We start from the raw sequence: 17,429 nt of genomic DNA on the forward strand, positions 1-17,429 counted from the left end.
GTTAGAACACCACCAACTGGGCCGTTGTCGACCCGCTGGCGCTGTCTCCGAGTCGATACCAGATTTCCTCAGCCCCGAGGCCAGTCTCCGGTGCGACGTTGTACGGGAGGTCACTCGTTCCGAGCGGGATCGCCCGATTCGACTTCGCGGGGTCTTTGAAGGCGATCTCGATCGGTTCGCTGGCCCCGTAGATCAGCACGTCCTCGGCCTTGAAACCGAGGTCGACGCTCTGTTCGTCCGACGTGATCTCGATCTCGCCTGCGTAGTATTCGGCCTCGTTCTCACCGGAGCGCGGGGCCGGGATGTCCGGCGTCTGGCGCGACGGACTGTCTTCGGCGTTGAGAGCCTGCAACTCGATCAGGACCGCGACCAGAAGCGCGTCGGTCTGATCCTCGACGAGCTGCGTCCAGAGACCTCGCTCGCCCTCCTCGAAGTACGGCGCGAGCGCTCGCTCGATGTGCTCAGGCATACTTCACCTCCACGTACAGCAGGGCGAGCCACATCACGATCTGGATACTCGCAGCGACGACCATCACGTCCTCGCGTGTCCACTGCGACCCCTCGAAAAAGGAATCCAGATGCGACCGGGACGGCGTCGACGTCGGCGCGGTCGGGCCGACGTCCACCGCGTAGTACCGTCCGTCCTGTGGCTCGGCCTGATCGGAGTAGTCGACCAGGCCGCCCATCTCAAGACCCTCCGATGTGGTTGATGACGACGTCTTCGAGACCCATCACGTTCTCACGCGAGCGCCGGATCGGGATCGAGACCAGCGCGTTCACGGCCTCCGCTCCCGGGTCATCCTCATCGTCCCACTGGACGATGTACGGCGCGTCGATATAGATTTCGAGCGACCAGTCTTTCGGGATCAGCCCGGTCACGGGATCCTCGTAGCTGAACGTGATCGGATCGCGGTTCTGGTCGCGTAGGTTCGCCATGCCCGCGTCCCGTTCGTCGATGATGTCGAAATACCGCTTTGGGGCCGACTTCCGGACCTCGACCTTCGCCTGCGCGTCGCTGACGTAGTAGGCGTGCAGCGTCTCGATCGATCCGCCATCAGTGTACGTGAACGAATCGTTATCGTAATCGACCGAATCTGCCGACGCTTCCGACGCTCCGGAATAGAGCAGGAAGTCATCACCCACCGGGGCGCTGTCGATCAGGTTGTTCAGCAGGTTGAACGTCTGCTGGGTACCGCTGCCGTCCGTTGTGAGTTCCTCATGCACGACGAAATGGAGATCGACGCCGACGCCGGGCCGCACGAACAGCGGTCGCTCGGCCTTGTAGCTCAGGACTTTCGACAGTTCGCCCGGCGTGTTGGCCTGCTGATCGAAGTCCGACACTTCGAGCCGCTTGTTCGCCGACTCGACGCGATCGAGCCGAGCGAAGACCTCCTCCTCGGGCGGTGCCGCTGACATGTCTACACCTCCTTGACGGCGCTCTCGGCGATCGTGACCCGAGTCCCCTGCGACCAGTCGACTTGTACCGAGGAGTCGACCGAGATGTACATCTTGTCGACGTCATCGACTCGCAACTGCGAGCCTTTGAGGATGTGCTTCACCTGGTCGATGTATTCCTCGTTCTGCTGGTCCTGGATCGAGAGCGTCCGGTACGCCCGGATGTTGGTCTTCGGTTCGCTGACCGTCTGCGCGTCATCATCGTTCGGACTCTCGAACTGGATCGCCATGCGGGTATCCGCTGGGAGATCGTTGCCGGACCCGTCTTTCAGGTCGGCGTAGATCGGGATCCCCTGGGCCTGCTGGCCTCGCTCGACCGCGTTTTTGATGACCCACATCAGCCCGTCGTCAGGCTGAAGTTCCAGAATGGGCGTCATCACGCCCGTCGTGTTCGTGCGCTCGGTCGCCTCGCTCGCGATGTTGGATAGCTGTTTCGACATCTTCAGTTACCTCCGAGGTTCGTCACGGACTGCTTGACGTCGAAGCGCTGCGCGAGGGCGTCGACTGTGTAGATCAGCCCGCCCGTCGCGATCTCGCGCCGGTACATCGGAGAGTAGCCGTATCCGACGCCAGCGACGGCGAGACCATATGCCTCGTTCGGCACGTCGAAGCCAGTCCGTCCGTCGATCATGTTCTGCGCGATACTGGACGCCACGTAGCCGCCAGCGGTCGCGGCCGCCGTCTCCCACATGTCGGGATCGGCGAGCACGTCCATGCTGTCGGTCATGTCGGTTGCCACAGACATTACATCCAGACCCTCGCAAGTCTTCGATTGTATAGGGCCGCGCGGCAGACAGCCCCGATTGACGGACGCTGACGGACGCTGCCGCGCGGCTCTCTATTGTCGCCGACCAGTGAGATGAGGCTGTATGACCCAAGAAATGCGACGTGGCGGCAGCATGCAGCAGACAGTCATCTCACAGGACCAGGAGACAACGCTCTCTGATGGTTCGGCGACCACGATCACATTCGACACTGTTACGCATGATGAAATAAGCTCCGTGACACCCGACGTCTCGAATGACAAGCTAACGATTACCACGCTACAGGAATCCAAGATTTACTTTATCTTCCTCACCGCCGGGGTTGCTGAACCGCAGGGCGAGCCTCTTTCAGATGGTGATGAGCTCCGATTCGGATACACGTACAACGGAAATCGCACCCAGCTTGGTGGCACGACTGTCCACAATGACGGGTCGCTTCTCGTTTTCTCCACCATGTCCCCGCTCATAGTTGCCGATGGTATGGATTATAAAATGGAGTTTTCAGGAATCATCTCGCGCGATCTCGCCATTACAGACGCTCGATTTGGCATCGGAATAGTAGACTAACTCAGTACAAAACCATCGAATACCAGCAACACATAACTACCAGTGTGGCCCGTCGTAGTGTTCGAGCAGGTGGGAAATCACCCGGTTGCGCGTGACCTCATACCCGATGTCTTCCTCCAGCGACTCCTTGATGTCCCGAAACTTTCGGGCCTGTCCGCCGCGTAGCGTGATGTCTTCTCGTTCGGTTGCCATTATCCTGGGATCGAGAGGGTAAGCGAGTCTGGTCCGTAGTGTGTCGATTCCATCGAGAGGGTTTTCGTGTTGATCCGCCGTCTGTTCCCGTCGTCGTCGCTGTATATCCACTCGCTGCCGACTGTGCTCCCGTCTTCGGTGAACTTCCGGACGGGGATCGGGCCGTCGTCGGCGTGGAGATCGTCGGGGAGGCCGTGGACGGGAGCGCCGTTGACCTTGTGGACGTCGGACGGATAGCCAACGTTCCCGTCGACTTTCCTCAGATCGGCGTCACTCTGGAACCCGCCGAGCATGTAGATCATCATCTCGCCGATCGGGTCCTCGTCGAGTTTCGCGAGCCGCTGCGTGACCCACAGGCTCGCGACCTGGCCCCGGCCTTCCGTCGCGAGGTCCTCAATCGCGTCGGGATATCCGCCCGACTGGGGTGCGACTTTGTGCGCCTCGTCGATGACGACCAGGACGTCTTGGTCGATCTGCATCGCCGCCCGGACGATCTTCGCGACGACGTCTTTCCAGCGATCGCCGTTCAACTGGTGCCGAGCGAGGACTGTCCGACCGTTCTCGACGAGCATCTGTCGCCAGCCGGCGACTGTGACCGACGCCTCTTGATCGCCGATGACGCCCCAGCTCGCCATGCCCGCTTTCACAAGCCCGCGAAACTCGTCGCGACGGTCAAGCACGACGACGATCGGATAGTTGTCGAGGTTGTCCTCCGTCCACCACTGGCTGAACCAGGACTTTCCCCAGCCGCTTTTTGCGGCGATGAGTGCGTGTGTCATTCGTCGATCTCCTCGGCGACCTGTCGGATCACGGCGTTGTTGCGCTCGATCGGCCCGCCGAGCACCGGCTGTATCTGTTCGCCCCGGTCCCAGTTGACGACCAGCTCGAGGAACTCCCGCAGCGAGAGGTCGAAAACCGTTTGGACGTGGTTTTCGGCGATCCATCCGATCCGTTCCCGGTCGGCCTCGTCGAGAGAGGTGTCGACTACTCCGCGCTCGTAGTACTGCCGGTACCAGTCTTCGAGAGTCTCGCGGTACTCGTCGGCGTCGAGACCGACGTACTGCTGGGCCTTCTCCGGTTGATCCATCAGTTCCGGCCCGATCGTTCGGAACCACCAGCCCCTGACGTCCCGGTCGGCGACCGCGTCGGCGAGTGACAGCAGCGTTTGGGCGCGTCGCTCGCGATCATATTCGAGATCGACGTCGACGTCTGCGGCGTCGTTCAGCTCGACGAGCGCTTGCGTCTGTTGCATCTCGTAGCCGGTCAGCGTCCCGACGACGGCCTGCGCGACCGCCGTTTCGGACGGCGTGACCTGACTCATCGCCTTCTCAGCCATCTTCTGCCGCGCGCCGTTGAGCGGATTCGAGACCATCAAGCGCTCACCTCCGCAGCGATCCCGTCGACCATGTCGGGGTCATCCATCGCGACCATGCCGCCGAACATGACCGTCGAGAGCAGGATCGCCTGGCCCGGCGAGAGTTCGTCGATCCCGCCCTGTTCTTCGAGCCACTCGTCGACGTACTCGTCAATCTGGAGATCACGAGCCACGTCGCCGTACTCCTCGACGAGCTCGCTCCGGTCGTCGGCGTCGGCAGACCCGTAGGACGCTCGCGCGACCGCCGCGCCCATCCCGAGCGCGTTACAGTAGACATCGCCGGCAGAGACGCGATCGCCCCGGTCGTCGACGTCGGTGCTGCCGTCCTGGTCGTCGTGCTCGTCCTGCTCGGCGGCGTCGGCCCCTGCCTCAGCCTCGATCTCCTCGGCGACCGCCGAAAAGTCCGCCATTTCCTCGTCGTCGATCTCCGGCTGTTCCTCGTCGACGTCTTCCTCGACGTCTTCGGCAACGTCCTTCTCGACGTCCTCCCCGACGTCGTCAGGATCGTCGTCGGACATCTTACCAGTCCCCCTCAGCGTCGACGAGACCAGTCTCGCTCGCCTCGTCGAGCGAGTCCTTGACGTCCTGGTCCGTTGCGTCGTCGGTTTCGCTGACTGTCTCTGCGGGGGCGCTCGCGCCGCTGTCGTCGCTCACGTAGGCGTACAGCAGGGCCAGCATCAGCACGGTCGCGACGCCCATCGCGAGGGTCGTCGTGCTCACCGGGATCGGGATACCACCGGATCCAGACCTTGAGGAGGTCGAAAGGTCTGTTTTCGTGGGTTCAGTACCGTCGTCATCGGCCCCATTTTGAGGGTGGTCGTCGGGGTCGTACTGCTGGCGCTGGCGTTCGAGGTCTTCAGAGGTAGGCATATCGGGGTCGTCGTCGGGGTGGTCGTTCTGGTTGGTCTGACCTGGTTCATCCTGGTCTCCGTCCTGTTCCGGGTGGTCGTCGGAGCCGTCGGGGTCGCTACCAGGGTCGTCGCCCCCCTCTGCGGGGTCCGTTTCGCCCTGGTCGTGACCCTCGTTCGAGGTCTCGCCGTCCCCTGATTGGAGGTCGGCCTTGACCTGGTCGTCGAGGTCGTTCCAGTTTGGATGGTCCGGCTGGGCCCCCAAGTGGCCCTTGAGACCCTTGACTGTTCCACGGTAGTCGCACCCGTCGATCGGGCAGGGTTGCGTGTCGCTCATAGTGTGTGTTGGCCGCCTTCGGCGACGGCAAACTCGTCAGGTATCTGCTGCTCGGTGCTTCCGCTGCTGGCTGCTTCCTCGCGCTCGTCGGCCAGCATCCCGCCGGGATTCTCCTCGACGACGTCCTCAACTTCGCCCTGACCGCGTTCGCCCTGCTCGCCGCCCGCGAGTCGGGCCTGATCGTTCGCCCGGCCACCGCCGAGCGCCTGCTGATCATCAAACTCGACGACATCGCCCTGCTCCGGCCCCTCGTCGATGTGCTCGTGCAGCGTCGAAAGTCGGTGTTCGTCGGGGATCTCGGTGAGAGAGTTGAGCAGTCTATGCAGTTCGCGCGGCTCCTCGACGTCTTCGCCAGTCTCGCGACGGATCGCCGCCATCGCGGACCATGCCTGTTCCGCGTGCCGGCGCTGCTTGCGGACGGCGTCGAGTAGCTCCCGCAGCGACGCGATCGCCCCGCGATACCCGCCGAGGGCGCGCGAGTATGCGCCGGCCTGTTTGCCGGACAGGGTCTCTTGTTCGGGCTCGTCGTCACGACGATCGGTGTCCGCGAGGAGGTCGTCGACCTCGTCGTGATCATAGCCGCACGTCTCGGTCAGGAACTCGCAGGCTTGCGGGTCGCCGTGCCTACAGTGGCCCCGAGCGTGGTCGCACTCGTTGGCCTGTGCCGCCCTGGACGCGCGCCCGGCCTTCTCGATGGCGCTGTCCTCGGCGTTCATCCGCTGGCCCTGATCCTCGCGAGCGGCCTGCTCCATCACCTCGCGGTGCTCGTCGACGGTCAGCGTCGGGTCGACGTGGGCCGTCCAGTCGTCGACGCCCGCGTCTTGCGCGATCGCTTTGATCGACTGGGCCCAGGGGACGTTTGCCCGCCCCTTCGAGAAGTCGAGCCGGTCTTTCTCGTGATCGGTCAGCTCCGCCTGGCCGGGCCCGCTGGCTCGTTCGTCACGCGAGTCGGCGGCCTCGAGCTCGGCGCGCTCGATGACGCGATCGGGGACGTCCTCGACGAACCGAACGGTCTTGAGTCGACGATCGTCGTCGGGACAAAGGTACTCGCCCCACTGCTCGCGAGCAACGTCGGCAGCGTCCTTTGACCCAAACTCTACTGTTGGACTCATCACAGCAGGCAGGACAGTCTACGCTCTTATCCCTCGGTCGCAGGTTCCCCAATCTCTGGGGGACTGACTGGGGGGCCAGCCTGCCAGCACTTGGGACATTGATATGGGAAACGGGGCTACATTGGCGTGATGAGCCAGGCAGACGCACAACGTCGTGTTCAGGCCGCGATGATTGACTCCGACGCGCTGAGTCCCGAAGGGTCGGCGTCCGTTCAGAACTGGGGCGGCACCGCCTACGTCGCGATCCCGCGCCGGCTCGTCCAGCACTACGAGATCGAGCAGGGCGATCGTCTTCAGCGAGCCTACGATCCCAAGACCGGCTGTCTGACCATCTCTCTCGGGGACCACGATCTTTTCGAGTGAGTTCTGGTTCGGTTCTGTTCCCAGCCACAAACGTGGTAGAGAAATCGCCCTTGATCACTTCTCCAAGTCCCTGAAGTCCAGATTACCAGCTTTGAGGAGGCCCAAGTAAGTGAAAAATAGTATTAATAATGCCCCCACCCAGACTATAAGGGCCATTAATCCTGTTACGGTACCGGACACTTGCGCAGTGAGCGCGGTAGCCTGTGACATTCCAACTATGGCGAGGACAAATGTGAGGAGAGTAACAGCCCGATTACTGGCGCGATCTCGCTGCGCTTGATCTCTGTCGTGACCCAATTGGAATCCGTCGGATTTCAGTGTAACACTGTATCTGTGGGTTTCGTTATCACCTAAACCCAGAGTGTTTTCTGTCGCCAAGCGGCGCTCACAAAGCGTCTCTACCGCGTCTTGGACCGCATCGACATCCAAATCTAGTCTTTGAGATAAGTCAATATCTGAGTCCAATTCTCCCTCTGTTTCCTCGCTCGGATATTCAGCACTTCCGCCTAGTGTATATACCTCATCAAGTACTTGTGCCCAGTGTTCTTCATCCATATTTTGACATCATAATGCAACTATAAATCAGCTGGGTCGCCCAGTTCTACTCCCAGACTCGGGCGATCTCCTGATCTGTAGAGACAGACTACGTATTTCTCAAATAACGGATTGCTGGTCTGCAGCCGAGAACAGCATTTCGACAAATATTTAACAGAAAAGTGTTAGAGCGGAGTGAAGTAGTATCAGTCCAAGAGATGCGAGAGTAAGGTACTGACAGAGACGTAGGTTTCGATATTTTTCGTCGTTCTTTGTCCGGTTTCCTTTGAAGAATTTCTCTGGGTCATCGGTGTGTTCGTTGCCGGAGATTGAGGTCATATACGCAATCATCAATTTTCGTCGGATTGGTTGAGGGGTGTCATCGATGTATTGGAGGTAGTCGTCAATGTCTTTCCCTGGTGTATGATAGTCCCGTACTCTTAACCCATGAATACCGATTATGACCGAAATGAGAGCGACCGCCATCGCTCCAATGAGTAGGAAAGTGAGGTTCTCGAAAAGGCCGACTACGGAGACGATGATCGCGTCCACAGTCAGGATCGTTCCCATCTTGGATTCGACCGAGTTTCGACGTTCGGATTCCTCTTGGAACCGAAGCCGTGCTTCCTCTAAAGCGATTTGAGAAGGGTTATCGCCACCATTTCTTTTTCTTAGTTCTTCACTGAGATCCTCCTCGTCCTTTGTCATTAGAACTCTTTACCACATTCATCGCAGATCCGAGGTTCTTCGCTATTAGCGACGGTCCGGATATCGGTATCGTCTTTGCATTCGGAACAGAGAGGCATAACAAGATTTAGAAGGTTCTCCCACACTCGTCGCACGTACGAGGTTTATCTTTGTCAAATTCGGTACTCACTGTCAATGCTTCGCCTTTGCAGTCTGGACAGAGGGGCATGATTTATTTTAGAATTCTTGGCCACATTCGTCGCAGATCAGGCCTTTTTTCGATTTCTTTGCTGTTGTGAGAGTTGTGTCTTCTTTGCAGGCTGGGCAAAGTGGCATTGTTTACAGGTTGTTGTTTTCCGCGTAGTATAAATGTTAGTCGGGTGAGTATCTTTATTGGGGACAGCTACCTGTTTCATATACCAAAATCACCTAATAACCGAGACGCTGGCAACATTGCATTTGATTTAGCATAACCCATGTGAGTAGTTTCTTGTCTTCTATGATTCAGCCCTTCATCAGCCGATCAAGAAACGGTTCACGCTTCCTAAGTTGTTCCCGGAGGCCGGGCCAGAATGTCCAGCAGAACAGGAGATCGGCAATGATGAGGATGAAAAGAATCGCAGCGACGGTGACGATCGAACCATACTCTATTCCAAGCTTCATGGCGAAGATGCTGAAGAGGACGACTCCTAGAACGTGGGCCCCGTTCCACTGTTTGAAGTACCGAATCCCCGCGATAATGAGCACAACTAGACCAAGGAAAGTGAATGCAAGCTCACCTTGAATAGCGTCAAGTAATCCCTCAAAGAGGAGTTGGTTGGCCTCATTGGCTTCGGCCTGCTGTATCATGTGAGAAAGGGCGGCACCGATGACCGCACGTCCGAACAGCCAGATTGAAACGATGGTTAAGGCGAGCCCAACCCCAAAGAATGGAATCAGGCTGGGATTCTCATCAATATCTGAGTCCTCCATCAGTCGGGCAAAAATTTGCACCATAATCGCCCAAGCTGGGAGAAACAACGCCACCACCTGAAGAAGAACAGAGAAAGTATTATCATTGACCATATCCCGAAAAAAGTCCCGATAGGATTTATAACCCGCCCCAATCAGACATGTCCGTTAATTGTTCTGGGTAAAACCTTCTTACGCGATCTGCTCAATAACCATACGTGCTAATTCGGATTGTTCCCTGCATATCTTACGACCTATCAGCCGGTTCTTATAGGAGTTCGTGAAACTAAGATTGGAAACAGTGTCTGGTTCTCGACCCAGTTTCGGCCAGGGTCAGTTCTAATCTTCTTCTGCAGTCTGAATAGCTTCTTCCAAATCCTCCAGAAGATCCTTAGCGTCCTCCAATTTCAGAGATCGGTGCCGTCCGTCTATAGTTAGTGTAATCGCCCCGTCATTCTCTGATGCGTGGATTGTCATTCCGTTCTGCACTATTATCGGAAACTCCTACAAACTTGGGGGCAACCGTCCCACAAACCACCGTTCCCGATACACGTCCCATAATTTCGGACATTTATATACTGCCCCTACCGTCCCATATCTATGTCAACTGTGGCCTGCTATTGTCGAGTCAGTACCGAAGATCAAAGCCTCGAACGACAAGTGACACAGACTGCGGAGTACGCACAGTCGACGATCGGCGCAGACCTCGCTAACGTTCACCGATATCAGGACAAGAGCACAGGCACAAACGTTGAACGCTCGGGCTATCAGGAAATGATGGCCGACGCCGAAGCCGGCCATCTCGACGCCGTCGTAGTACTCAGTATCTCACGCATCTGCCGATCCATTTCCGACTTGGAGCGCACGGCTTCCCGTCTTGAAGACTACGGCGTCGAGCTCCACATCCTCAATGAAGGTCTGACCCTCCGACCAGGAGAAAGTGATCCGTACCAGACTGCTTTGTTTCAGTTGCTCGGAGTATTCGCTGAGCTCGAAGCGAATATGGCCCAACAGCGCACGAAAGATGGGATCGCTGCCCGGCAGCAGCGGGACGATTACCATCATGGGCCTGCCCCCCTCGGATTTGAGAAAGACAATGGGGAGCTGATCGAGGCCGACAACTACCATGATGTGGTCAGCGTTCTCGAATTGAAGATCAAAGATGAGATCGGAACCCGCGAAGCCGCTCGCCGTCTCGACTGTGGTACTGCGACTATCAATCGCGCTGTTGAACGGGCTGAACTTTACGGACTATAAGAGTTAGTCATTTGACAACCTTTGGCTAGGAGCGCTCGTAGTTTCAACCGCTATGATGGCAAGCACTCTTGAGTCGACAAACTGGATTTAGAGATTGGATTCTATCCACATACAAAACTTATCGAGGTCGTCCGCACCGGCGTCCTCGCTAATTCCCTTAAGTGTTCCTCGGGGTATTGAGTTATGATTTGGGATACTAACTGTACGCGGCTCCGACTCCCGATGGTCATCTGGTGGCTCCCACTTCAAAATCATATGACTTCCGGTTTGCCTCTCCGGAACCCAGCTCACACTGGAATTGACCATCGCTTTAACCACATCCCGCCCCGAGTAATCATACGACACCATCTCGTCTCTCACCAGTCAGGTCATAAAATCAGGCAACGTTCCAGAATTAGTCTCATTTACCTCATCAGGATCAATCCCCCACTCCTTAAGACTCTTATCTGTGACAGACTCACCGGCATCGCCGTGGGCTGTGGCGATTACCTCTCCAAGTTTGTTGATCGCATCTTTCTGACTTTCACCAAGTGCAGTGAATTCCTGAACAGGATCGCGTGCAGTCCACGTACCATCCGTGTTCCGCGAAACTTCGTATTCTTCGATGTACGGCCGGAAATTACTTGAGTCAGAGCTGCGAGCCACTGTTTCTTCGAAAATCGACGCATCGGGATCGAAGAGACGGTCAAGATCAAGTTCAGTGGCGGTTGTGTACTCCTCGTATTTGTTATAAACGTACTTTAATAACCGTTCAGTCCCCCAGTCGTTGTAATCGGCTTTGATTCCTTCTGCCGCGTCAAGCACTTCATCGAGATCCTTTTCCCTAATTTCTTCACGGATTCTTGCAATCCCATCCGTCGTGAGCCTATAGATCGTACGCTCTTTCCCATACGTGTTCCTCTCAGTCTCGGTTTTCACGAGTCCCCGAGCTTCTAATCCGCGTACTGTCGCGTCCAGTCCACTTGAATATGGGCCGTATTTATACGGTTCAAACTCAAATACGTCAGCAAATTTCCCCTCCTTCTGCGCGAGAAATACGAGCTTCTGGAAGCGAGTTGCACCCTCAACTGCTTCTCGGTTGCGCGTATATAGCAGCGAGAGCGTGAGGATCTCCTCGTTCCGCATTCCAGTGTCTACCTCATAATGGATACTGGATACATATATACTTGTATGAGAGTGTTTTTGCCCCGACTTAGTATCTGAGCTAATCTGCGATATCATCAGGTGCCTCAAACGGTGTCCGCTTGTACGCTGTCTTCCAACTGACGCTGATCGTTTCGAAGAGCACGATTAAGTCTCGGCTGGGGCTGATTCTCCGCGTCGAGATCGCCGCCTCTCCGATAGAAATTTTGGAGTGGCAATAGAGACGCTTACCCATGAGTAGCTTCTACCGAGATGCCGCGATTGTATTGGCTGTATCATTCCCGAGCTGGTATCTGGCCATCTACTCAATTGGCGCTAATGCTGAAATGCTTCAAACCTTGGACCCGCAAGTTGTCTCGGTCCTAGCTGCCGTCCAAATCCTATTTGTATTGATTTTGGTCGGCATTTCAGACGACGAGTAGTCAGTCGTTCCGCAGCACCCGACCCAGTCGAGGGCGGGGCTGATTCTCCGCGTCGAGATCGCCGTCAAGATACCGCTGTCCCGCTTGGGTGAGCTCCCAGTGAGTCCGGTCAGTGGTCAGCGAACCTACGAGCTCCGCACCAGCGAGCATATGCAACCGCTCGCGAACGTGGCCCATCGACACGCTCTCGAAAACCTCGCGAGAGATGAGTGACGCTGTCGAGAGTCCTTCTTCTTCCAGAAACTCCAGGATACGCTCGTCTTCCCGCTTCATCCAGTGAGCACTTTGGCGATCCATTCGATCACCCCGCGTTTCCAGGCTCGCCCACTCCGTTTGGAGACTCCGAAGTGTCTCGGATTTCGTCGGGTTCGTCTTCATAAGTACTGATTTCTCCAGCGAGATACCGTTCGCCCCGCTCAGTAATGATATAGACCCCGTTCCCGAGGTGTTGAAGGAGGCCGTGATCTTTCAGTTTGCTTAGCCGGCGAGAAATTTGCTGCCGGGAGATTCTGAAGTAGCCTGTTTCTTCGAGTTCTTTCGGCGACACTGAATCCCGGTCCCTGGCCACCTCTAAGATTCGGTCATCCCAGATCGTCATCCACGCGCCGGACCTTCTCATTACCATCATCAATGCGCTCTCCGCACGTTAATGCCAGCAATATAGCATTCATGTGGAGATAGGGTATTTCCTTAGGTGACCATAACATCTATAACATGTCCGGTGCATGGACGACATGCGGAGCCACCGACTCGCTCGCAGATGACTCTCGTCGGTTGTTGAAGTCGGGCCAGCGTCCTAGCGCCGGCCCGAAAAGGTGGTTCCGTCGGAGCAACCATGTCCGAAACCACACGCACGGGCCGTAAGGCCCGTACTGAGAGTATCGTATCGGATCGGCAAAAGACTCCCGTCTCTGATAAGGACAGGGGCGACTGGCAGGCTAGCCGGGAAGCCAGCCGGGGAGTCGCGCCGGATAATAGTACTGCCGACGACAACCAGCGCGTCATGACTGACGGCGGTCGCGACGTGATCGACCCGCGAGAATTTTCGGTCAACTGGACGCCCGCCGTGATCTTCAGCAGGGACGAGACCCTTTTTGCGGCTGACGTCTCGACCCTGCCGAACGGCTGGGTGCGCGCGAAGCGCTGGGACACCTCGAAGGTGAAGATCCCGCCCCACGCCGTCGAGAAGATCGAATACGTCGAAACCGAGACCTTCCACCCTGACGGAGAGCCACAGACGTACCGAGAGCAGCGGCTCGTCGACGCCGACGCGCTCGAAGAAGCCCACCGGATCGCCCAGCCGACCGTCGAGGCCGACGACGTCGACCAGGAGGCGATCGCCGATGACTGACGTCGACGACATGACGCTCGACGAGATCGAGGCTCGACTCGACGAACTTCGCGAGGAGAAGGCAGAGGCGAGAGAACTGCGCGAACGGATCGGAGACGCTCACTCGGAACTTCGCGAGATCCGACAACACCGATTCGTCGACGATGACCTCGCGGTGAAACTCGGATTTATCGACCAGATGCTCGGAATGGCGACGCACGAGGATCTACACGCTGAGGTCCGGATTCATCACGAGCGCGAGCGGCTGCGTCGTCGCAAAATCGAACTTGAGCGCCAGGAGGCGATCGCCGATGACTGAGCGCTGTCCCACCTGCGGCCAGGAGGTCGCCGCGATCACGACGACCGGCCCGACCGAACACACCTTCGCGCCCTGCGGTCACACCGCCGCGATCGATCTCAAGACCGCCACGGGAGGGATCGGCGGATGAGCGCCGCCAAACAGACTACTCTCGCCGACCACGAACCCGACCTTTCGAAGCTCTCGCCCGCCGAGCGCGACGCCTATGAAGCCGTCTACGAGCAGGGGATGAGCGGCCGCGAGTACGCCCGCCAGACGGATCGATCCTGGGGGACCGTCTCGAATCTGCTGATGCGAGCGCGCTCGAAGCTCGACGTCTTCCAGGACGGTGGTCGGGATGGGTAAGACCGTCTACGTCTCGACGAACGCGACGAATCGGCACATCTACCACACCGACGAGGACTGTCGGATGCTGAATCAGGCTGCGAACTACGCCGCGCGCGATCTCGATGACCTGCCGGACCACCAGCAGTGTAGCCACTGTGCCGGCGAGTGGGACCCCTATCAGGACCACGAGAGTACGACCTGCGAGTACTGCGGGCGCACCTTCGAGACCCAGAACGGCGTCTATCGCCACATCCTGATGGAGCACCGCGACGTCGTCGAGCGAGCGCTCGGGAACGATCCGACCGCCTCGACCGGCCCCAGGAGGGCAATCGCTGATGACTGAGCGTACAGGCCGTCGCCGCCAGAACCCGGAAGAGTTGACTCCGGCGGCTGCAGTCGAGCGGTACCTCCGACGTCGTCGGACGGATTCGACCGACAAGAGCATCGAAGGCTGGGAGTACCGCCTGAAGCTCTTTGTCGAGTGGTGCGACTCGGTCGGGATCGGTGAGGTCGGCCAGCTCGAGGGCTACGACCTCGACGAGTACTACGAGATCCGCAGCGCCGAGATCGCGCCGGTCACACTCGAAGGCGAGATGTGGACGCTTCGATCGTTCTTGGAGTTCCTTGAGGACGTCGAGGCCGTCGACGATGGGCTCGCCGAGCGCGTCCGTATTCCCGATCTCGATCCCGAGGATCGGTCGAGCAACAAGAAGCTCGACGCCGATGACGCGTTCGCGCTGATCCAGTACTATCGGAACGACGAGCAGGCCTACGGGACGCGCCCGCACGCTTGGATCGAACTCGCCTGGTTCACTGGTGCGCGACAGGGCGGTCTCCGCGCGCTCGATCTTCGAGACGTCCATCTCGATGAGGACCCATACGTCGAGTTTCGCCACCGGCCGGATACGGGGACACCGCTGAAGAACAAGCTCGGCGGTGAGCGTCCGGCCGGGATCACGCGCGAGACGGCCGATGTCCTTGAGGCGTATATCGAGCATCACCGCTACGACGTCCACGACGACTACGGTCGTCAGCCGCTACTCGCGAGCGCGAAGGGGCGGCCCGGAGAGAACACTGTTCGCGTCTGGTCGTATCAGGCGACCCAGCCGTGTCTGCATAGCCCGTGTCCGCACGGGAAGGAGCGCGAGACGTGTCAGTGGACGGAGTACGCACATGCGAGCAAGTGCCCGTCCAGCCGCGCGCCCCACCACATCCGAACGGGAACGATCACCTGGCTGCTCAACGAGGGTTGGCCGCCAGAGGACGTCGCTGAACGTGTCAACGCGACGGTGAAGACGATCGAACAGCACTACGACAAAGCCGATCCCGAACAGCGACGCCAGCGACTCCGTGACCGCATGGAGAATCGCCGGCGGCCGCTACTTACCAACCTCAATATCGACCATGATCAGGACCAGTAACTCCGCCGAACAGTACCGCCAGTCAGAATGTGTCGGCGACGGGGTAGTTCCGCGCTGCGCCGGCCCATTCCTGCCCGTGTTTCACAAGACTGCGAGCGTAGCGACCGTCTTCCCGCGTTCGACTATCTGCGCCGTCCCTACTGAGATTCCCAGGGCATTCCGACACTTACCACGTTCTCAGGGGTGATGGCTGTGCTCCGAAAGGGGGAAGATTTTGATATAGATGATACGGTGGGGAACGCATATATGCTCGTACGCTGAATAAAGATGTGAAATGTGTGGTAGCAATGGGCAAGGGAAAATCAGTCCTTCGAAGATGGGTGGGCACCCCTGCCCGTGACGGGCAAGTCCTTCCGATTACCCGATGGGTCGCGCGCTTCATTATCCCGTTTCTAGCCGCGGCATTTCTGGTCCTCTATGGACTCCCAGATCAAACCACGAAATACTTCGCGTGGACCATCAGACCCGAAATGACGCCAATCGTCATGGGCGCAGGCTATGGAGCAGGTGTGTATTTCTTCTATCGGGTTTCCACTGTTGACGAGTGGCACACTGTCGCCCCGGTCTTCCTCGGGATCGCCACATTCACGTGGTTGATGGCCATCGCCACCGTGCTCCACTGGGGAAAGTTCAACCACAGTCACTTTACGTTCGATCTCTGGGTCTTCCTCTACGCAGTCACTCCCGTCCTTATTCCAGCTATTTGGGCGCTCAATCGGCGGACCGATTCCGGGGAACTGGCAGGAAGTGAGCCCCGTCTTCCACAAGCAGTGCGGGTGCTCGGTGGTGGTATCGGAGTTATCGTCACAGCCAGTGCCATCGTCCTGTTTGTCGCCCCGGATCCCATGATTGGTGTGTGGCCATGGACCGTCTCCCCGTTCACGGCCCGAATTTTGGCGGGATGGTTTGCACTCTTTGGTGTCGTTAACGGCGTCGTCGTACTCGATCCACGCTGGAGTGCCGCCCGAATACTGGTCCAAAGTCAGATACTTGGCTTCACGTTGGTCTTGATCGGTGTCGTCCGTGTCTGGGATAACTTCGACCCGTCGAACGTGCTGACGTGGGGCGTCGTCGGAGGTATGACGCTGTATCTGATTGCTATACTTTCCCTGTATATCGGGATGGAAACTCGCTGAACACCTCTCAGGTGGAATCGCCTCGCGTTGATGGACGCGTATCGCCTTTCGAGTCGTCGCTGTAGATCCGTTGCGGGCCGCTCGCGGCCGTCAAGTTCGCCGAGGGAGCCCGCAATCGCTCAACAGTCACGGACGACAGTACGTCGTCTACGGTACTGTCGTGCAGTCGTCTGTCGCGCTCACTCCATCACCGCACTAGGCTGGATTCGGCGTTCAGCCGGTAGTCGGAAGCCAGTCGGTGATCGCAGCCCACAGAACGACGAAATCGAGAGTCATCGGCAGCACCTTCGTCGCTCCAAAGAACCCCGCCATCAGCACGATGGAAAGGATAGCTCCCCCACCAGCCAGGATTCTCCACCAGCGGAACGAGACCCAGACCTCCAGCACTGCCAGGCCCGCAAGGGCAAACAGCACTGCAGCGATCGCGGCGAGGAAAAACCCCGAGAGCGGAAAGCCCGAAGACACTGTGACCTGACCCAGCAACCCACTGTCACCACCGCTCCAGGGCCAGACCCATTTCAACAGGCCGCCAAACTCGCCCTGGGCCTCTTTGTCCAGCGGAACGACGTAGGAAGCCACGAAGTGTGTCTGCAGTACCAGCAGTCCTGCGAACATCCATTTCAATACCATCACAAGTTCCTGGTAATCAAAATAACATATAAATATTCCTATGTTAATGCAGCAGTCTCGCTGCGACGAGCGGACCAGGCGAGGGCTTCAGGTCGGTAGCCCGGAAGAGAGCGTACCACCTGACGCTGGTACGTATATATAGACGCGGGAGAGAATATCCAGAGCGATGAGAACCAAGTCACAAACAGACTCAGCGAGAGCATCGGGTGGGCGAATCAGTGGAACAGGGACTGCGATCATCGCGGGCGGCGTGATTCTG

30 protein-coding genes are annotated in these 17,429 nt (G+C 58.1%); 11 read left to right on the top strand and 19 right to left on the bottom strand.

The features are described 5' to 3' along the window. Position 1: 1 nt before the first annotated feature. Genes OB916_RS02130 through OB916_RS02150 form a run of 5 tightly spaced genes read right to left on the bottom strand, consistent with a single transcriptional unit; the run spans position 2 to position 2,200 of the window. Entirely contained in the window at positions 2-469 is a 468-nt protein-coding gene (locus OB916_RS02130; RefSeq protein WP_315907623.1) for a hypothetical protein, read from the bottom strand. Next, on the bottom strand, positions 462-686 hold the full coding sequence (locus tag OB916_RS02135) for a hypothetical protein (protein ID WP_315907624.1): 225 nt from the start codon (positions 684-686) through the stop codon (positions 462-464). The genes OB916_RS02130 and OB916_RS02135 overlap by 8 nt, the downstream gene beginning before the upstream one ends. Before the next feature lies 1 nt (position 687). Beyond that, positions 688-1,416, bottom strand: coding sequence for a hypothetical protein (locus OB916_RS02140; RefSeq protein ID WP_315907625.1), 729 nt, complete (start codon positions 1,414-1,416; stop codon positions 688-690). A gap of 2 nt (positions 1,417-1,418) precedes the next feature. After that, a complete protein-coding gene (locus OB916_RS02145; protein ID WP_315907626.1) occupies positions 1,419-1,895 on the bottom strand; it encodes a hypothetical protein in 477 nt (158 codons plus the stop codon). A gap of 2 nt (positions 1,896-1,897) precedes the next feature. Then, positions 1,898-2,200 (bottom strand): hypothetical protein, encoded by a 303-nt coding sequence (locus OB916_RS02150; RefSeq protein ID WP_315907627.1) that lies wholly within the window; start codon positions 2,198-2,200, stop codon positions 1,898-1,900. A gap of 154 nt (positions 2,201-2,354) precedes the next feature. On the opposite strand from OB916_RS02150, the gene OB916_RS02155 reads away from it, so the two are divergent. Then, positions 2,355-2,786 carry a hypothetical protein gene (locus OB916_RS02155; protein WP_315907628.1) on the top strand — a complete coding sequence of 144 codons (432 nt, stop codon included), beginning with the start codon at positions 2,355-2,357 and terminating at the stop codon, positions 2,784-2,786. A 36-nt stretch (positions 2,787-2,822) separates the two neighbouring features. Here the strand turns inward: OB916_RS02155 and OB916_RS02160 are convergent, their stop codons facing one another. Genes OB916_RS02160 through OB916_RS02185 form a run of 6 tightly spaced genes read right to left on the bottom strand, consistent with a single transcriptional unit; the run spans position 2,823 to position 6,650 of the window. After that, positions 2,823-2,978: a hypothetical protein gene (locus tag OB916_RS02160; RefSeq protein WP_315907629.1), complete on the bottom strand. Its 156-nt coding sequence runs from the start codon at positions 2,976-2,978 to the stop codon at positions 2,823-2,825. Continuing rightward, on the bottom strand, positions 2,978-3,757 hold the full coding sequence (locus tag OB916_RS02165) for an ATP-binding protein (RefSeq protein ID WP_315907630.1): 780 nt from the start codon (positions 3,755-3,757) through the stop codon (positions 2,978-2,980). Before OB916_RS02165 ends, OB916_RS02160 begins: the two co-directional genes overlap by 1 nt. After that, a complete protein-coding gene (locus OB916_RS02170; protein WP_315907631.1) occupies positions 3,754-4,350 on the bottom strand; it encodes a hypothetical protein in 597 nt (198 codons plus the stop codon). Before OB916_RS02170 ends, OB916_RS02165 begins: the two co-directional genes overlap by 4 nt. Beyond that, positions 4,350-4,871: a hypothetical protein gene (locus OB916_RS02175; protein ID WP_315907632.1), complete on the bottom strand. Its 522-nt coding sequence runs from the start codon at positions 4,869-4,871 to the stop codon at positions 4,350-4,352. The genes OB916_RS02170 and OB916_RS02175 overlap by 1 nt, the downstream gene beginning before the upstream one ends. Before the next feature lies 1 nt (position 4,872). Continuing rightward, a complete protein-coding gene (locus OB916_RS02180; protein ID WP_315907633.1) occupies positions 4,873-5,538 on the bottom strand; it encodes a hypothetical protein in 666 nt (221 codons plus the stop codon). Then, positions 5,535-6,650: a hypothetical protein gene (locus OB916_RS02185; protein WP_315907634.1), complete on the bottom strand. Its 1,116-nt coding sequence runs from the start codon at positions 6,648-6,650 to the stop codon at positions 5,535-5,537. The genes OB916_RS02180 and OB916_RS02185 overlap by 4 nt, the downstream gene beginning before the upstream one ends. A 129-nt stretch (positions 6,651-6,779) precedes the next feature. Between OB916_RS02185 and OB916_RS02190 the strand changes: the two genes are divergently transcribed. After that, positions 6,780-7,013: a hypothetical protein gene (locus OB916_RS02190; protein ID WP_315907635.1), complete on the top strand. Its 234-nt coding sequence runs from the start codon at positions 6,780-6,782 to the stop codon at positions 7,011-7,013. 54 nt (positions 7,014-7,067) lie between these two features. On the opposite strand, the gene OB916_RS02195 is transcribed toward OB916_RS02190, so the two are convergent. The 3 genes from OB916_RS02195 to OB916_RS02205 all read right to left on the bottom strand — a co-directional run bounded on the left by OB916_RS02195 (position 7,068) and on the right by OB916_RS02205 (position 9,299). Further along, the gene (locus tag OB916_RS02195; protein WP_315907636.1) at positions 7,068-7,568 is read right to left on the bottom strand and encodes a hypothetical protein; all 501 of its coding nucleotides are present in this window, start codon (positions 7,566-7,568) and stop codon (positions 7,068-7,070) included. A 150-nt stretch (positions 7,569-7,718) separates the two neighbouring features. After that, entirely contained in the window at positions 7,719-8,255 is a 537-nt protein-coding gene (locus OB916_RS02200; RefSeq protein WP_315907637.1) for a hypothetical protein, read from the bottom strand. Positions 8,256-8,738: 483 nt separating this feature from the next. Next, positions 8,739-9,299, bottom strand: coding sequence for a hypothetical protein (locus tag OB916_RS02205; RefSeq protein ID WP_315907638.1), 561 nt, complete (start codon positions 9,297-9,299; stop codon positions 8,739-8,741). Between the two features lie 486 nt (positions 9,300-9,785). Between OB916_RS02205 and OB916_RS02210 the strand changes: the two genes are divergently transcribed. After that, the gene (locus tag OB916_RS02210; protein ID WP_315907639.1) at positions 9,786-10,442 is read left to right on the top strand and encodes a recombinase family protein; all 657 of its coding nucleotides are present in this window, start codon (positions 9,786-9,788) and stop codon (positions 10,440-10,442) included. A gap of 87 nt (positions 10,443-10,529) precedes the next feature. On the opposite strand, the gene OB916_RS02215 is transcribed toward OB916_RS02210, so the two are convergent. Continuing rightward, on the bottom strand, positions 10,530-10,790 hold the full coding sequence (locus tag OB916_RS02215; protein ID WP_315907803.1) for a type II toxin-antitoxin system HicA family toxin: 261 nt from the start codon (positions 10,788-10,790) through the stop codon (positions 10,530-10,532). A gap of 15 nt (positions 10,791-10,805) precedes the next feature. Beyond that, entirely contained in the window at positions 10,806-11,567 is a 762-nt protein-coding gene (locus OB916_RS02220; RefSeq protein WP_315907640.1) for a type II toxin-antitoxin system HicB family antitoxin, read from the bottom strand. A 251-nt stretch (positions 11,568-11,818) separates the two neighbouring features. On the opposite strand from OB916_RS02220, the gene OB916_RS02225 reads away from it, so the two are divergent. Continuing rightward, positions 11,819-12,007 carry a hypothetical protein gene (locus OB916_RS02225; RefSeq protein ID WP_315907641.1) on the top strand — a complete coding sequence of 63 codons (189 nt, stop codon included), beginning with the start codon at positions 11,819-11,821 and terminating at the stop codon, positions 12,005-12,007. Here the strand turns inward: OB916_RS02225 and OB916_RS02230 are convergent, their stop codons facing one another. Together OB916_RS02230 and OB916_RS02235 are read right to left on the bottom strand one after the other, a co-directional pair. Beyond that, entirely contained in the window at positions 12,008-12,304 is a 297-nt protein-coding gene (locus OB916_RS02230) for a replication-relaxation family protein (protein WP_315907642.1), read from the bottom strand. A 4-nt stretch (positions 12,305-12,308) separates the two neighbouring features. After that, positions 12,309-12,605, bottom strand: a complete 297-nt coding sequence (locus OB916_RS02235; protein WP_315907643.1) for a MarR family transcriptional regulator — start codon at positions 12,603-12,605, stop codon at positions 12,309-12,311. Positions 12,606-13,010: 405 nt separating this feature from the next. Here OB916_RS02235 and OB916_RS02240 point away from each other — a divergent pair, with 405 nt between their 5' ends. From OB916_RS02240 to OB916_RS02270, 7 genes are all read left to right on the top strand, one after another. Then, the gene (locus tag OB916_RS02240) at positions 13,011-13,358 is read left to right on the top strand and encodes a hypothetical protein (RefSeq protein ID WP_315907644.1); all 348 of its coding nucleotides are present in this window, start codon (positions 13,011-13,013) and stop codon (positions 13,356-13,358) included. Further along, on the top strand, positions 13,351-13,656 hold the full coding sequence (locus OB916_RS02245; protein ID WP_315907645.1) for a hypothetical protein: 306 nt from the start codon (positions 13,351-13,353) through the stop codon (positions 13,654-13,656). Before OB916_RS02240 ends, OB916_RS02245 begins: the two co-directional genes overlap by 8 nt. Beyond that, positions 13,649-13,786: a hypothetical protein gene (locus tag OB916_RS02250; RefSeq protein WP_315907646.1), complete on the top strand. Its 138-nt coding sequence runs from the start codon at positions 13,649-13,651 to the stop codon at positions 13,784-13,786. The genes OB916_RS02245 and OB916_RS02250 overlap by 8 nt, the downstream gene beginning before the upstream one ends. Further along, positions 13,783-14,001 (top strand): sigma factor-like helix-turn-helix DNA-binding protein, encoded by a 219-nt coding sequence (locus OB916_RS02255; RefSeq protein ID WP_315907647.1) that lies wholly within the window; start codon positions 13,783-13,785, stop codon positions 13,999-14,001. The genes OB916_RS02250 and OB916_RS02255 overlap by 4 nt, the downstream gene beginning before the upstream one ends. Then, the gene (locus OB916_RS02260) at positions 13,994-14,326 is read left to right on the top strand and encodes a hypothetical protein (RefSeq protein WP_315907648.1); all 333 of its coding nucleotides are present in this window, start codon (positions 13,994-13,996) and stop codon (positions 14,324-14,326) included. The genes OB916_RS02255 and OB916_RS02260 overlap by 8 nt, the downstream gene beginning before the upstream one ends. Next, on the top strand, positions 14,319-15,404 hold the full coding sequence (locus tag OB916_RS02265; protein WP_315907649.1) for a tyrosine-type recombinase/integrase: 1,086 nt from the start codon (positions 14,319-14,321) through the stop codon (positions 15,402-15,404). The genes OB916_RS02260 and OB916_RS02265 overlap by 8 nt, the downstream gene beginning before the upstream one ends. A 287-nt stretch (positions 15,405-15,691) precedes the next feature. Continuing rightward, positions 15,692-16,540, top strand: coding sequence for a hypothetical protein (locus OB916_RS02270; RefSeq protein ID WP_315907650.1), 849 nt, complete (start codon positions 15,692-15,694; stop codon positions 16,538-16,540). 213 nt (positions 16,541-16,753) lie between these two features. On the opposite strand, the gene OB916_RS02275 is transcribed toward OB916_RS02270, so the two are convergent. Then, complete coding sequence (locus OB916_RS02275) at positions 16,754-17,170, bottom strand: hypothetical protein (RefSeq protein ID WP_315907651.1); 417 nt, start codon at positions 17,168-17,170, stop codon at positions 16,754-16,756. Positions 17,171-17,429: the final 259 nt, after the last annotated feature.

This window comes from Halapricum hydrolyticum, from assembly GCF_025517535.1.
Lineage (GTDB): Archaea > Halobacteriota > Halobacteria > Halobacteriales > Haloarculaceae > Halapricum > Halapricum hydrolyticum.

Excerpts from the sequence above, each read along its gene's own strand:
- OB916_RS02270 (WP_315907650.1), top strand. The coding sequence starts at position 15,692 with ATGGGCAAGGGAAAATCAGTCCTTCGAAGATGGGTGGGCACCCCTGCC.
- OB916_RS02140 (WP_315907625.1), bottom strand. The coding sequence starts at position 1,416 with ATGTCAGCGGCACCGCCCGAGGAGGAGGTCTTCGCTCGGCTCGATCGC.
- OB916_RS02195 (WP_315907636.1), bottom strand. The coding sequence starts at position 7,568 with ATGGATGAAGAACACTGGGCACAAGTACTTGATGAGGTATATACACTA.
- OB916_RS02130 (WP_315907623.1), bottom strand. The coding sequence starts at position 469 with ATGCCTGAGCACATCGAGCGAGCGCTCGCGCCGTACTTCGAGGAGGGC.
- OB916_RS02275 (WP_315907651.1), bottom strand. The coding sequence starts at position 17,170 with ATGGTATTGAAATGGATGTTCGCAGGACTGCTGGTACTGCAGACACAC.
- OB916_RS02160 (WP_315907629.1), bottom strand. The coding sequence starts at position 2,978 with ATGGCAACCGAACGAGAAGACATCACGCTACGCGGCGGACAGGCCCGA.
- OB916_RS02215 (WP_315907803.1), bottom strand. The coding sequence starts at position 10,790 with ATGGTGTCGTATGATTACTCGGGGCGGGATGTGGTTAAAGCGATGGTC.
- OB916_RS02230 (WP_315907642.1), bottom strand. The coding sequence starts at position 12,304 with ATGGATCGCCAAAGTGCTCACTGGATGAAGCGGGAAGACGAGCGTATC.
- OB916_RS02135 (WP_315907624.1), bottom strand. The coding sequence starts at position 686 with ATGGGCGGCCTGGTCGACTACTCCGATCAGGCCGAGCCACAGGACGGA.
- OB916_RS02235 (WP_315907643.1), bottom strand. The coding sequence starts at position 12,605 with ATGACGATCTGGGATGACCGAATCTTAGAGGTGGCCAGGGACCGGGAT.
- OB916_RS02165 (WP_315907630.1), bottom strand. The coding sequence starts at position 3,757 with ATGACACACGCACTCATCGCCGCAAAAAGCGGCTGGGGAAAGTCCTGG.
- OB916_RS02190 (WP_315907635.1), top strand. The coding sequence starts at position 6,780 with ATGAGCCAGGCAGACGCACAACGTCGTGTTCAGGCCGCGATGATTGAC.
- OB916_RS02175 (WP_315907632.1), bottom strand. The coding sequence starts at position 4,871 with ATGTCCGACGACGATCCTGACGACGTCGGGGAGGACGTCGAGAAGGAC.
- OB916_RS02240 (WP_315907644.1), top strand. The coding sequence starts at position 13,011 with ATGACTGACGGCGGTCGCGACGTGATCGACCCGCGAGAATTTTCGGTC.
- OB916_RS02205 (WP_315907638.1), bottom strand. The coding sequence starts at position 9,299 with ATGGTCAATGATAATACTTTCTCTGTTCTTCTTCAGGTGGTGGCGTTG.
- OB916_RS02255 (WP_315907647.1), top strand. The coding sequence starts at position 13,783 with ATGAGCGCCGCCAAACAGACTACTCTCGCCGACCACGAACCCGACCTT.
- OB916_RS02185 (WP_315907634.1), bottom strand. The coding sequence starts at position 6,650 with ATGAGTCCAACAGTAGAGTTTGGGTCAAAGGACGCTGCCGACGTTGCT.
- OB916_RS02265 (WP_315907649.1), top strand. The coding sequence starts at position 14,319 with ATGACTGAGCGTACAGGCCGTCGCCGCCAGAACCCGGAAGAGTTGACT.
- OB916_RS02220 (WP_315907640.1), bottom strand. The coding sequence starts at position 11,567 with ATGCGGAACGAGGAGATCCTCACGCTCTCGCTGCTATATACGCGCAAC.
- OB916_RS02245 (WP_315907645.1), top strand. The coding sequence starts at position 13,351 with ATGACTGACGTCGACGACATGACGCTCGACGAGATCGAGGCTCGACTC.
- OB916_RS02180 (WP_315907633.1), bottom strand. The coding sequence starts at position 5,538 with ATGAGCGACACGCAACCCTGCCCGATCGACGGGTGCGACTACCGTGGA.
- OB916_RS02225 (WP_315907641.1), top strand. The coding sequence starts at position 11,819 with ATGAGTAGCTTCTACCGAGATGCCGCGATTGTATTGGCTGTATCATTC.
- OB916_RS02150 (WP_315907627.1), bottom strand. The coding sequence starts at position 2,200 with ATGTCTGTGGCAACCGACATGACCGACAGCATGGACGTGCTCGCCGAT.
- OB916_RS02200 (WP_315907637.1), bottom strand. The coding sequence starts at position 8,255 with ATGACAAAGGACGAGGAGGATCTCAGTGAAGAACTAAGAAAAAGAAAT.
- OB916_RS02260 (WP_315907648.1), top strand. The coding sequence starts at position 13,994 with ATGGGTAAGACCGTCTACGTCTCGACGAACGCGACGAATCGGCACATC.
- OB916_RS02170 (WP_315907631.1), bottom strand. The coding sequence starts at position 4,350 with ATGGTCTCGAATCCGCTCAACGGCGCGCGGCAGAAGATGGCTGAGAAG.
- OB916_RS02250 (WP_315907646.1), top strand. The coding sequence starts at position 13,649 with ATGACTGAGCGCTGTCCCACCTGCGGCCAGGAGGTCGCCGCGATCACG.
- OB916_RS02145 (WP_315907626.1), bottom strand. The coding sequence starts at position 1,895 with ATGTCGAAACAGCTATCCAACATCGCGAGCGAGGCGACCGAGCGCACG.
- OB916_RS02210 (WP_315907639.1), top strand. The coding sequence starts at position 9,786 with ATGTCAACTGTGGCCTGCTATTGTCGAGTCAGTACCGAAGATCAAAGC.
- OB916_RS02155 (WP_315907628.1), top strand. The coding sequence starts at position 2,355 with ATGCAGCAGACAGTCATCTCACAGGACCAGGAGACAACGCTCTCTGAT.